Source organism: Microbacterium sp. MPKO10, from assembly GCF_026107415.2.
Taxonomy (GTDB): Bacteria; Actinomycetota; Actinomycetes; order Actinomycetales; family Microbacteriaceae; genus Paramicrobacterium.
Map to the genome: position 1 here is coordinate 304,477 of NZ_JAPCHX010000001.1, position 12,782 is coordinate 317,258.

Consider the following 12,782-nt stretch of genomic DNA (forward strand, 5'->3'; position numbering starts at 1 on the left):
ATGCCCACGCAGCGTGACGGGGCTCCCGCTTCTGAGCGGGAGCCCCTCCCCGACCCACGTGTCACGGACGGCACCTCCGTCACGAGCGACACGACAGATGGCACCGCGTCAGCGAACGAGGCGGAGTCTGCCGCGACGGCATCCCGCCCCGGCAACTTCGTCGGCGAGATCGTCTTCGCCGTGCTGTGCGTGGCCATCGGCATCTTGGCCCTCGTCGTCGCAAGCCAAATTCACGTGCCCCCGACGGCGAACACGGTCGGCCCCCAGGTCTTTCCGTACATCGTCGGCGGCGTGCTGTCGGTCGTCGGGCTGGCGACGCTCATCGCCGTGTTTTTCGGAGCGCGCGGGGAGGCAGAAGACAGCGAGGATGCTGACGCCACCATGGGCACCGACTGGCTCACCGTCGCAAAACTCGTCGTGTTCTTTCTCGCCCACGCGTTCCTCATCGAATACATCGGCTGGCCGTTCGCCGCTGCACTGCTCTTCTTCGGCGCCGCTTGGGCGCTCGGAGCGACGTCGCTCTGGCGGGCTGCTGTCGCCGGCCTCGCGATGGGCCTCGTGATCGAGCTCGCGTTCGGCGTGGGCCTCGGACTTTCGCTCCCGGCCGGTCCGCTTCTGAATTGGATACCGATCTTCAATGGATAGCATCGACCTTCTGCTGAACGGCTTCGCCACCGCACTTCAGCCCCAGTACCTGCTGTACGCCCTGCTCGGCGTTCTCGTCGGAACGGCAGTCGGCGTCCTCCCCGGCATCGGCCCGGCGATGACCGTTGCGCTGCTGCTCCCCCTCACCTACACGCTCGATCCCACGGCGGCGATGATCGCGTTCGCCGGCATCTATTACGGCGGCATGTATGGCGGGTCGACCACGTCGATCCTGCTTAACACCCCCGGCGAATCCGCGTCGATCGTTACAGCGCTCGAGGGCCATAAGATGGCGAAGCTCGGGCGCGGTGCCGCGGCGCTGGCGACGGCCGCCATCGGCTCGTTCATCGCGGGCACCCTTGCGACGATCGCCCTCACGTTCGTGGCACCGTACCTCGCCGATTGGGCCGTCTCACTGCGACCGAACGACTACTTCGCGCTCATGATCGTCGCCTTCGTCACGGTTGGCGCCCTGCTGGGCTCGTCGCCCTTGCGCGGCATCATCTCACTCATGGGCGGCCTGCTTCTCGGCCTCGTCGGCACCGACGTCACGAGCGGGCAGCAGCGCTTCACGTTTGGCACACCGGTTCTGGCGGACGGCGTCTCCGTCGTCATCGTCGCCGTCGCGCTCTTCGCCGTCGGCGAGACGCTGTACGTCGCATCACGACTGCGCCGCGGGCCGATCTCGATCGTTCCGGTGACCTCCGGCTGGCGTACGTGGATGTCGCGCGACGACTGGAAACGGTCGTGGAAGCCGTGGCTGCGCGGCTCGGCCATCGGGTTCCCGATCGGCACCGTGCCCGCGGGTGGCGCCGACGTCGCGACATTCCTCTCGTACGCGGCGGAACGCAAACTCTCAAAGCGCAAGGACCAATTCGGTAAGGGCGCGATCGAGGGAGTCGCCGGCCCGGAAGCCGCGAACAATGCGGCAGCAGCCGGTGTGCTCGTTCCACTTCTCACGCTCGGTCTGCCCACGACGGCGACCGCGGCGATCATGATCTCGGCACTGCAGACGTACGGCATCCGGCCCGGCCCCCTGCTGTTCGACAGCCAGCCGGCGCTCGTCTGGGCTCTCATCGCGAGCCTGTACATCGGCAACCTTGTGCTCGTCGTGCTGAACCTGCCGCTCGTGGGCATGTGGGTGAAGCTGCTGCAGATCCCGCGGCACTACCTCTATGCGGGCATCCTGGTGTTCGCCGCATTCGGCGCGTACGCGAACAAGTTCAACTACCGCGAGGTCATCATTCTGCTGGTGCTCGGCGTCGCCGGTTTCTTCATGCGCCGGTACGGGTACCCCGTCGCGCCGCTCGTGATCGGCATGATCCTGGGGCCGATGGCCGAGGAGCAGCTGCGCAAGTCGCTCATGATCAGCCAGGGCGATCCGACATATCTCGTGACGAGCCCGTTCGCGATTGGCGCGTACGCGTTCCTGCTCCTCGTGATGATCGCGGGCCTGTGGCTGCGTCATCGCCAGTCAAAGCTCGAGGCTCGTCTCGCGGCCGAAGACCTGGCGACCAGGGAGCGCGAGGCAATCTCGGTTGACGCGCAGGTCACCGAGGGGTCACACCGTTCCGGCCCCCAGGAGGAGTGACCAGGCTCGAGTGAGTCAGGACACATTGGGCGGATGCTGCGTCAGCGGCATCCGCCCTTTTCTGCATCCGCGATTAGAGAGCCCCGCGCACGCGATACCGACCGCATGTGAATGCACGATTGCGCACGACATCGATGATCTCGAGGTCGAGGGCTCGAGGCAGAAGCGGAGCGCCCGCGCCAAGTGTGACAGGCGCATACTGCACCCAGACCTCGTCTAGAAGACCCGCATCGGCGAATTGCCCGGCGAGCTCGCCTCCGCCCATGACCCAGAGGTCTTTACCCGGCACGGCAGCCGTCATCTCGGCGTGCACGGGACGAACATCGCCCTGAACAAAGCGCACATCGGCACCCTCTGTCACTGGAAGAGCCCGGTGTGTGAAGACCCACGTCGGCCGCGTGTAGGGCCATCCGTCGCCGTCTTCTTCAGCGTGAATCGACTCGTACGTCGTCGCGCCCATGGCGATGGCGCCCATGCTGTCGATGAACGCGGGGTACGCCATCGGACCCTCGAGATCGATATCTTGTTTCAGCAGCCAGTCAAGTGAGTTCTCGGGAGTCGCGATAAACCCGTCAAGGCTCGATGCCGTGTAGTAGTGGGTAGCCATGTCGCTGATGCTACGCCCAGCGACCAACGCCTGGGCAGTGTCAGTGTTCGGCTACCCGGGTTCCCTGGTGGAATCGCAGACGCGGCACGCCTGAGCTGAGATCCCAGATTGACGAGTGCCGGCTGTAGACGTCGCCTTCCCGCACAATGGCGTATGTCACGAGCACGTTGTGTGGCGCAAGCTCTCTGAACTGCCATTCAGCGGTCTGCGGCGATTCACCGCGCGTTTCGTCAGCGAGCATGGCGAGAACCTCGTCGCGCGTCCACAGCCGACCCGAGCGCCCGATCTCGGCAAAGTCATCGTGCAGCAGCTGATCTACTCGTTCGTTGTCGCTCCGCGTCTCTGGCGAGAGCAGAGCGATCTCAGCATCCTTCACGCGAGCACAGATGCCTAGTGCGACAGTTCCCATGCCTTCACGATAAAACGGGTTTCCCGAGCGAAGCACCCCCAACCGCGCCTTCGCACGTGGTCGATCAGCCGTTTCCGTTGGAGCAGGTCTCGTCTGCCGCCGTCTGGCCCTTCACGCTGTCGGGCAATTCGACGGGCCCGTCCGTCGCTGGCGGTGACGTCGCACCGTCGTCCGGCGGCGTTGACGCGTCACCATCCGCAGGGGGCTCCGTCGAGTCGCCGTCCTTGGGAACAGCACCGTACTCACCTGTGCCTCCCGTGACGGCCAGGCTGCGGTCGGCCTTCACCGCGTCAAGCAGTGTGGTCGCAGCATCCTGAATGGGTATTTCGCCCTCTTGGCCATTCTGCATCCCAGACCCCGTCGGATACTTCACGAAGGTGATGTTCTCGGTCGGCATTCCCTTGAGCGCAAGCGCGATCGACACCATCGTGTTGGGATTGCTCAGCTCGTTGGAGAGCGTCATGTTGTCGGCGGCGACACGAGCCAGATTGTAGAGCTTGACGGGGTTGGACAGCGTCTCACCCGAGAGTACCTTGCGCATGAGGGCCGACATGTAGACCTGTTGGTTGCTGATGCGGCCGAGGTCAGAACCGTCACCGACGCCATAACGCGTGCGCAGAAACTGCAGTGCCGTCTCGCCCTTCAGCGTGACATCGCCAGCAGGCAGGTCGAGATTGGTCTTGGGGTCGACGATGGGCTCGCTGAGGCACACCTCAACGCCACCGATCGCGTTGGCCATCGCCGTGACCCCGTTGAACTGGATCGCGCCGGCGTAATGAACGGTGAGCCCCGTAAGCTCCTCGACCGTCGCCGCCGTGCAGCCGAGGCCGCCGTGCAGGAGCGTCGTGTTGATCTTCTGAATTCCGGCCGGGGCCTGCTCGCCCTCGGGGATTGTGCCGTCTTTCTCCTGCGGGTACGGACACGCGGGAACATCGACGAAAGTGTCGCGCGGGATTGAGATGGCCGTGGCGTTCGAGTGATCTTCGGAGATGTGCACGAGGATCGTCACGTCATTGAGCTGGCCGGTGAGCAGCTTTGGGTCGCCAAAGCCGTCACCCTGACCTTCACGGCTGTCGCTGCCGACGAGCAGCAGGTTGAACCCGCCCTCGATGGCGTTGACATCGGGCAGCGGTTCGCCCGAATGCCCGGGAAGCGACACCCCGCCCTTGTCGAGACGCCCGAAGATATCGGCAACGCCCCACGCGGCAACGCCGACCACGCTCAGAGCCACGACGGTGACGGTTGCGATGCCTACCTTCAGTGCCGTCCGGAGACCGCTGCGGCGCGTCTGACGACCGTGGCGCACCGGCGCACTCGCCGCACGTCGTTCGCTCATGGCAGCATCCTCCCGCAGTTTTCAGGCATGAAGGGGCACACTACCCGCCCGAGTCTGGGAGAGCCACAGCATCCGCTGGGAGCCTCCTGTTCACGATGCCGAGCGCCGACACCACACCACCGACGATGAGCATGAGCGCGGTGGCCACCATTGCGCGCCGGTAGCCGTCGATATCGAGGGTTCCGCCGATGATGAGGGCGGCGCACGCGACGCTCACCAGACCCGCGACTCGCGACACCGCGTTGTTGACGGCGGAGGCGATGCCGGCTCGCGCCGGTTCGATCGCCCCGAGAATGGTGCTTGTCAGCGGCGCGACGGTGATCGTGAGTCCGAGTCCAAAGATCAGCAGACCCGGAAGCAGCTGCAGCCAATAGTCGATCTCGGGCGTGACGGTCAGCATGAGCGCGAATCCGAGCCCCGCGACGATCGGACCGACACCCATGAAGAACCGCGGCCCGAACCTGCTGGCGAGCGCGCCCATCCGCCCGGACAGCGCGAGCATCACGAGCGTCGGGGGCATAAGCGCAACGCCGGCGAGAGTGGCGGTGAAGCCGGCCACCTGCTGCAGGTAGATCACGATGACGAACGTGCCGAAACTCAGCGCCCCGTACACGAACACCGTCGCCACATTGCCGACCCAGAAATTACGCGCACGGAAGAGCGACAGCGGCAGCATCGGCGAGGCAGCGCGCGCCTGCCAGACGATAAAAGCGACGGATGCTGCGATGCCGAGCACGAGCGGAATCGCCACGGTCGGGCTGGCCCAGCCGAATCGCTGCTGCTCGATGAGGGCGAAGACGAGGCCGCCGAGGCCCACCGCGCCGAGCACGGCGCCCAGGACATCGACGTGCGCCCGGCCTTCGGGGCGCGGCTGACGCGGCATCCGCACCATGAGAGCGAGCGTCACGACGATCGGCAGCACGTTGATGCCAAAGATCAGTCGCCAGCTGACGAGGTCGACGAGGCCGCCGCCGAGAAGCGGTCCGATGATCATCGCTGTACCCGTCCAGGCCGTCCAGACTCCGATCGCGCGGCCGCGCTCATCGTCGCCGAACGTCGAGGTGATGATGGCGAGCGAACTCGGCACCAGAAGCGCCGCCGCACTGCCCTGGAGGGCGCGGGCGACGATCAGCAGCGTTGCCGTGGGCGCGACGGCGCAGATCAGCGAGGTGATGCCGAACCAGATGAGCCCTGCCGTGAGAACGCGGCCGCGGCCGAAGGTGTCAGAAAGCGACCCGGCGAGCAGAATGAACGCGCCGAGCGTGAGCATGTACGCATCGACGACCCATTGCTGCACGGCAAGCCCGCCGCCCAGCTCGGTCTCGATGGCCGGCAAGGCAACGTTGACGATCGACCCGTCGAGGAACGACACGAACGAGGCGAGGATCGCCACAACGAGCACGAGTCTCTTGGCACGCGCGTCGGGCGCGACAGCATCCATGTCTGTGATTATCCGCCACGAGAGGCGTCACGTCGATGCCGCCGCGGCCACGTCGCGTTCAGACGTCACTATTGGCACAATCTGCCCGGTTGAAAGCGTCGATTGTGACACCTGAATGAGGACGCCGGGAGGCACCGCACGTCAGATGACGTCGTTACTCCACGGGTCGAGGTTGCCGAAGCGGTGCGCGGTGATGGAGATCGCCTGCTCGTGCAGGAACGGCAGCATCTCAATGCGACCCGACTGCGTCACGGGCCCCGCATAGATGGCGAGGTCAGGGTCGCCGTCCACCGCGACAGCGAGCGCCCGATGCAGAGCGGTGCGGAGCTCAGCATCCGTGGCGACAATCCGCGCTCGGGGCACGCGCGTCGCCGTCCGAGCATCCTCAGGCGGCTCGGCCATCCGCTGCACCCACTCGGCGTCACTCTCGACTGTGACCGTGATGCCGAGACCGTCGAGAACCCGCAGAACGGGAGTCGGAAGCGCCGCCGCCACGCTCACGGTGATCGCCGACTTGGCGCGGACCCCCGCGACGATCACGCGCAGCAGCTCGCCGATTCCAGCATCCGCTGTGGCACGGATCGCGACAGGCACGGGGCGGTAGCGCAGGATGTTGCGCTCCACGTCGAGGCCCGTGGCATCCGTCACTTCGCCGTATTCGTTAGCCCAGGCGACGGCGTCAGAGAGAGCGCTGCGGCGCAGCACATCGAACTGTTCGTACTCCATCGACGGCTGAGCAGCCTCAATGAGCCGCGTGATGCGCGAGTCGAGTCCGCGCAGGTGCAGCGTCGAGCTGGAGCTGCCGCGTGCCGGTCGCCACGACCCGAGGCCGTACAGGTAGCTGGGCCCGCCGGCCTTCGTGCCCGTGCCGACGGTCGAGCGCTTCCAGCCGCCGAACGGCTGACGCTGCACAATGGCTCCCGTGATGCCGCGATTGACGTAAAGATTGCCGGCCTCAACCGAGCCCAGCCATTCGGCGAGGTCGCCTGGATCCTGCGTGTGCAGGCCCGACGTGAGCCCGTACTCGACGGCGTTGACGTAGCGGATCGCATCGTCGAGAGTGCGCGCGTGCATGATCCCGAGCACCGGCCCGAAGAACTCGGTCAGGTGGAAGTAAGAGCCGGCCCTGACGCCCGTGCGGATGCCGGGGGACCACAGCCGCCCCGAGCGGTCGAGACGCTTCGGCTCGACGAGCCAGCGTTCACCGACGCCGAGTTCCGTCAGCGCGTGCAGCAGCTTCCCGTGCGCGGGCTCGATGATCGGCCCCATCTGCGCACTCGGATCGGAGGGGTAACCGACGCGCAGCGACATCGCGGCATCCACGAGCTGGCGGTGGAACCGCTCAGACTTCGCTGCCGAGCCGACGAGGATGACAAGACTGGATGCTGAGCATTTCTGCCCCGCGTGGCCGAATGCGCTCTTCACGACGTCGGCCGCGGCGAGGTCCATGTCGGCACTCGGGGTCACAATGAGCGCGTTCTTGCCGCTCGTCTCCGCGAGAAGCGGCAGTTCGGGTCGCCACGAGCGGAACAGCTTCGCGGTGTCCCACGCCCCCGTGAGAATGACTCGGTCAACAGCATCGTGCGCGATCAGCTGCCGCCCGAGCTCGCCTTCTTCAATCGACACGTAGGCCAGCAGGTCCCGCGGGACGCCGGCCTCCCACAGCGCCTCGACGAGCACGGCTGCCGTGCGCTCGGCCTGCGGGGCGGGCTTGATGATGACCCCCGCGCCGGAGGCCAGGCCCGCGAGCACGCCGCCCGCCGGGATCGCGAGTGGGAAGTTCCAGGGAGGCGTGACCACGATGAGCCGCGACGGTTCGAACACGGCGCCCTGCACGCGGTCCAGCTGCCGAGCCTGCGCCGCGTAATAGTGGGCGAAGTCGATGGCCTCACTCACCTCGGGGTCGCCCTCGGCAATGGTTTTGCCTGTCTCGGAACCCATCACCTCGAGCAGCCGGTCGCGATGGGCAGCGAGCGCGTCGGCGGCACGTTCGATGACGAGGGCACGATCAGCGCCGGGTGTCGCACCCCACGAGGCGCCGGCGCTGCGCACGGTATCGATGATGCGCTCCAGCTCACCAGCATCCGTCACCGTGTGTGCCTGAACCTCGTCGACGCCGAGGCGCGACTCCTCCATGCGGGCGATGATGCCGCGGCCCCAGTCACGGTTGGCGGGCAGCGCCGGATCGGTGTCTGGCGTGTTGTGAAAGCCGGGCATGCCCGCGTCGCTGCGGGTGACGGCCTCGTAGGTCCCCGTGAACACGCGCGTGGTGTCGAAGGGCCCATGCTGCTCGCCGGAGGGCCGACCAAGACTCAGCACCTGCTGCGTCAGGCCCTCGTCGCCCGGCACGCCAGAAGTGTCTGGCGCCTCGTGATCACCATCGGATGCTGTCAGCTGATCAGCATCCTCGGCGTCGGACGCTCGGTCGCTCATCGTCTGGTCGGCGACGGAGCGAGCACCACGCGGCCTGGCCGCATTGTCGTCGCGCAGGTCAGCGGCGAGCGTCCACTCGCTCTGCCGGTTCTGCGTGCGATTCGGCGCGGGCGTGCCCCGATCGACGTCAAGTTCGTCGAGGGACGTGAGAAAGCGCTCTGTTTCCCGCTGAAGCAGCTGTGGGTTTTCGTGCAGCTCGAAGACGGACGCCATGTAGTTCTCTGACGACGCGTTCTCTTCGAGCCGCCGGATGAGATACGAGATGGCAACGTCGAACTCGTGCGGGTTGACGACGGGTGTGTACAGCAGCAGGTTGCCCACGACGCGGCGCACAGCCTGCGCTTGACCCGTGGCCATGCCCAGAAGCATCTCGAACTCGACAGCATCCGTCACGCCTCTGCTCTGCGCAAGCAGCCAGGCGTATGCGACGTCGAAGAGGTTGTGCCCGGCGACTCCGAGCCGCACAGCGCGCGTGTTCTCGGGCGTCATCGACCACTCGAGCACACGCTTGTAGTTCGCGTCGGTGTCTTGCTTCACCGAGTACGGGGCGGTCGGCCACCCGTGCATCTGCGCGTCGACGTTCTCCATTTCAATGTTCGCGCCCTTCACGAGGCGGATCTTGATGGGGGCACCGCCGGCGTCGCACCGGGTGCGCGCCCACGCCGTGAGCTCCTGAATCGCCGCGAGTGCGTCGGGCAGGTACGCCTGCAGCACGATGCCGGCTTCGAGGCCGCGGAACTCGTCGAGCTCGAGAATTCTCGTGAAGACGGCGATCGTGAGGTCGAGGTCGCGGTACTCCTCCATGTCGAGGTTGATGAATTTGCGGCGGCCGAGCCTGCCAGCTTCTGCCGCCACCCGGTAGAGGGGAATGAGCTTCTCGACCACGTGCTCGACGGCCTCGTCGAACGCCCACATCGACAGCTGCGACACGATCGATGACACCTTGATCGACACGTAGTCAACGTCGTCGCGTTCGAGCAGACGCATGGTTCCATCGAAGCGACGCTGTGCCTCTTTTTCGCCCAACACGGCCTCGCCCAGCAGGTTGAGGTTGAGTCGGGAGCCGTCCTGGCGCAGGTGCGCGATTGCCGGCCCGAGCTTCTCTGGGGTGGCGTCGACGACGAGGTGCCCGACCATGTCGCGGAGCACGCGCCGAGCGATCGGTATCACGACAGCGGGAACCACCGGGCCCAGCACACCGCCGCACGCGATGGCAGCGCGCATGTACCAGGGCAGGAACGCCGGGGCGAGCTTTGCGATTCTCTGCAGGCCGTAGCCGGCGACGAACATGTCCTCGGGCCGCATCACCCCGTCAACGAATCCCACGGTGAACGGCAGCCCGTTCGGATCCTTCAGAACACCGGCCAGTCGCTCCGCCGCCGGGTCCGCCGGGTAGTCCGCACTCTCGCGAATCCAGGTATGCGCCAGCTGAACGGCGTCGTGAGCGAGCTCGCGCCGCTGTGTCTGCGTTGATGCCTGTGCCATGCTCCGACACTATTACGTCAATCTGCGCGGCGAGTTTCGAAACCGCCGCGCGCTCAGGTTCTGGCAAGCATCCGGAATCTCTCGCGCCGCCCGGCACACGCGCTGTCCCAACGGGTCAGCGCCCGGGCCACGCACCCGAGCACAGCTGTCTCTGGTGCCGCACGCCCAGAAATCTGTCCTTTACGGATCTGCTGGCCTGCCGCGGCGATCCAACGGACAAGGTCGTACCGCGCGGACAAGGTGTCACCGCACACCTACGCACATTGTCCGCATCTGCCGACATTGTGGCGCAGCAGCCCACGGGGCGCCCTATTCATTACGCAGCGCGGCGCATGTGCGCGTATATTGGGCAGTTCTGCTTAACGATGAGGGGGCGAGGATGCTGGATATGCGGCGCCTTCGCGTGCTGCACGAACTGAAGCTGCGCGGCACGCTCTCTGCCGTGGCCGATGCGCTCGCCTACAGCCCGTCCGCCGTCTCGCAGCAGCTCGCGCAACTAGAGCGCGAGGCCGGAGTTCCTCTCGTGCAGAAAGCGGGCCGTCGCGTCATCCTCACTCCGCAGGGGGAAGTGCTTGCCGCCCATGCCGCCACGCTTCTGGACGGACTCGAGGCCGCTCAGGCTGCGGTGTCCCAGACCCTCCAGTCGGTCACGGGGACCGTCCGCCTCGCGGTCTTCCAGTCGGCGGCGCACGCGATCATCCCGCGCGCGATCACGCTCGTTGCCGCCCAGCATCCGCAGCTGCGCGTCATCACCGTCGAACGCGAGCCCGACGAGGCGCTCTTCGAGGTCGCCGCCCGCGACTTCGACCTGGTGATCGCCGAGCAGTACCCCGGCCACACCCGCGTGCTCCGCACCGATCTTGATCGGGTGCCGCTCGGTCGCGATGCGATTCGCCTCGCCGTGCCACCGGATGCTGCAATCACGTCGATCGCGACAATCACTGACTTCGCAGCATCCGTTCACTCACGCCCCTGGGTGATGGAGCCGCAGGGCACGGCGTCGCGCAGCTGGGCCCTTCAGCTGTGCCGCGAAGCTGGTTTCGAGCCTGACGTGCGGTTCGAGACCGCCGACCTGATGGCACACATTCGGCTGATCCGCAGCGGCAACGCCGTGGGGCTCCTGCCCGACCTTGTGTGGGCGGGAGAGACTCCGTCCGTGGGCCTGCACGAACTGCCCGGGGCGCCGCAGCGTGAGGTGTTCACATCGGCGCGACCGGCGAACGCCTCGCGCCCCGGGGTCGCCGCTGTGCGCACGGCGCTGGCCGATGCCGTCGCTGAGATCGCGCCCGGCTGACGCCTGCGCCGAGCTTCCGACCGTTTTCCTGATGATTTCCTATGATCAAGCTATGCCCACTTCCGTAGACCTGCGTCCTCTTCACGCAGATCCCGACCGCGGTCAGCTCTCTGCTTTCATGGCCGATGTGAAAGCCGGAGCCTTCGGGAAAGACTCCACAAAGCTCCGCGGGCTCGAGAAGGACTGGCCGATCTCGATCTCGCGCGATCAGATCCTCTCGCTTGAGGGCGACTTCGATCGTCACTTCACCCTCTACTGCCCCCGTGAGTACGAGCGCGACGCCCTCTACCTCTTCACGCCGGACCTCATGGCGCTCCTCATCGACAACGTCGCCGTGTACGACGCGGAGATCGTCGACGATTGGCTGTTCTTCTACAGTTCCAAGCCGTTCTCACCTCGCGATGAGGCGCAGTGGAGGCGCATGTTGGGCATCGTCGATGTCGTCGGCGCAAAGGCCTTCTCCCGCGCGGAGCGCTACACCGACAGCCGTACATCCGAGACCGGGCCGCGGCCGAACGTGGCCCCAGCCGGCAAGCGTCTTTCGGCGCGCGGACGCCTCTTACCGACCGTCATCATCGTCGGAGGCACCGTGCTCATCGGCATCCTCATCGGTTTCCTCTGATCGAGAGGCCACGGCATGCGCTCTGATGTGACTTTCGACCCGCTGATGCGGGAGCCCAGCGTCGACGACATCGACGCCTTCCGCCGCCATGCCGAGAACGGGAGGCATGGCGAACTCGCCAGTGCGGCGCATTCAGGGGCCTCCTCGCGCACGATCGCCCTCATCTCGGCCGCGGCCCTGTGCGTCATCGCCATTCCGGTACTGATCATCGGAAACTGGATCACCTGGATCCTGGTCCCGATCGTGTGCGTGGCCATCTCGTCGGCATCCTGCTCCAGCACCGCCCGCCGCGCCACTCCTACTCGGCTTCGTGGCCCGACTGGCAACGCCTGGCGCAATTCGCCGACGCAAACGGCTGGGGCATGAACATTCGTGCCACGAACCTTCCGTACACAGGACGGCTGTTCCGCACGGGCATGCTCCACACCGCGTGCGAGCGGATCTTCTCGAACGGCCCAGGGTTCTTCGACGTCGCGAACCTCGAGTTCCGCACGTGGCGCATCAAGAGCACAAAGCTGAATCACTGGCACTACGTCGCAATCCGGCTGTCAGCACCCCAGCCGCCGATATATCTCACGGTTCACCCGTCACCGGGCGCCTTCGCACTGCCGTTCACGCAGGGATACACGCCGAATCGAAGGATGACGCTGACTCCCGCAGCGTCCTCTCCGTACGTCGCTCTCAGCCTGCCCGGGGGCGAAGCCGATCCGAACAGGCTCTTTACTCCTGAATTGCGTGGACTGCTGGTCGACTGTGACGGCGCCTATGAGGTTGAGGTCGTCGGCGAGTGGATGTTCCTTTTCCGGGAGGGCCGCTATCCGTGCTTCGCGCCCGAATGGTGGGAGCCGATGCTGCGCGTCATCGATCTCGCGGAGACGAACAGCGCCGCGGCGGCATCCTGATTCGGAACGCGCGATCA

General features: G+C 66.1%; 11 protein-coding genes. 6 read left to right on the forward strand and 5 right to left on the reverse strand.

From position 1 onward, the window contains the following. Positions 1–645 carry a tripartite tricarboxylate transporter TctB family protein gene (locus OK352_RS01440; protein WP_265139607.1) on the forward strand — a complete coding sequence of 215 codons (645 nt, stop codon included), beginning with the start codon at positions 1–3 and terminating at the stop codon, positions 643–645. Continuing rightward, entirely contained in the window at positions 638–2,236 is a 1,599-nt protein-coding gene (locus OK352_RS01445) for a tripartite tricarboxylate transporter permease (RefSeq protein ID WP_265139608.1), read from the forward strand. The genes OK352_RS01440 and OK352_RS01445 overlap by 8 nt, the downstream gene beginning before the upstream one ends. Before the next feature lie 73 nt (positions 2,237–2,309). Here OK352_RS01445 and OK352_RS01450 read toward each other — a convergent pair whose 3' ends face one another. The 5 genes from OK352_RS01450 to OK352_RS01470 all read right to left on the reverse strand — a co-directional run bounded on the left by OK352_RS01450 (position 2,310) and on the right by OK352_RS01470 (position 9,947). Beyond that, positions 2,310–2,843 carry a dihydrofolate reductase family protein gene (locus tag OK352_RS01450; RefSeq protein ID WP_265139609.1) on the reverse strand — a complete coding sequence of 178 codons (534 nt, stop codon included), beginning with the start codon at positions 2,841–2,843 and terminating at the stop codon, positions 2,310–2,312. A gap of 40 nt (positions 2,844–2,883) precedes the next feature. After that, positions 2,884–3,252: a nuclear transport factor 2 family protein gene (locus tag OK352_RS01455; protein ID WP_265139610.1), complete on the reverse strand. Its 369-nt coding sequence runs from the start codon at positions 3,250–3,252 to the stop codon at positions 2,884–2,886. A gap of 64 nt (positions 3,253–3,316) precedes the next feature. Beyond that, the gene (locus OK352_RS01460; RefSeq protein WP_265139611.1) at positions 3,317–4,588 is read right to left on the reverse strand and encodes an LCP family protein; all 1,272 of its coding nucleotides are present in this window, start codon (positions 4,586–4,588) and stop codon (positions 3,317–3,319) included. A gap of 40 nt (positions 4,589–4,628) precedes the next feature. After that, positions 4,629–6,029 carry a DHA2 family efflux MFS transporter permease subunit gene (locus OK352_RS01465; RefSeq protein WP_265139612.1) on the reverse strand — a complete coding sequence of 467 codons (1,401 nt, stop codon included), beginning with the start codon at positions 6,027–6,029 and terminating at the stop codon, positions 4,629–4,631. A gap of 141 nt (positions 6,030–6,170) precedes the next feature. Beyond that, positions 6,171–9,947 (reverse strand): proline dehydrogenase family protein, encoded by a 3,777-nt coding sequence (locus OK352_RS01470; RefSeq protein WP_265139613.1) that lies wholly within the window; start codon positions 9,945–9,947, stop codon positions 6,171–6,173. Between the two features lie 379 nt (positions 9,948–10,326). Between OK352_RS01470 and OK352_RS01475 the strand changes: the two genes are divergently transcribed. From OK352_RS01475 to OK352_RS01490, 4 genes are read left to right on the forward strand one after another with little or no spacing between them, the layout of a single operon-like run. Beyond that, positions 10,327–11,241 carry a LysR family transcriptional regulator gene (locus OK352_RS01475; RefSeq protein WP_265139614.1) on the forward strand — a complete coding sequence of 305 codons (915 nt, stop codon included), beginning with the start codon at positions 10,327–10,329 and terminating at the stop codon, positions 11,239–11,241. A gap of 52 nt (positions 11,242–11,293) precedes the next feature. Further along, positions 11,294–11,863: a hypothetical protein gene (locus OK352_RS01480; RefSeq protein WP_265139615.1), complete on the forward strand. Its 570-nt coding sequence runs from the start codon at positions 11,294–11,296 to the stop codon at positions 11,861–11,863. Positions 11,864–11,878: 15 nt separating this feature from the next. Then, entirely contained in the window at positions 11,879–12,229 is a 351-nt protein-coding gene (locus OK352_RS01485) for a hypothetical protein (protein WP_265139616.1), read from the forward strand. Continuing rightward, the gene (locus OK352_RS01490) at positions 12,226–12,765 is read left to right on the forward strand and encodes a hypothetical protein (protein WP_265139617.1); all 540 of its coding nucleotides are present in this window, start codon (positions 12,226–12,228) and stop codon (positions 12,763–12,765) included. Before OK352_RS01485 ends, OK352_RS01490 begins: the two co-directional genes overlap by 4 nt. Positions 12,766–12,782: the final 17 nt, after the last annotated feature.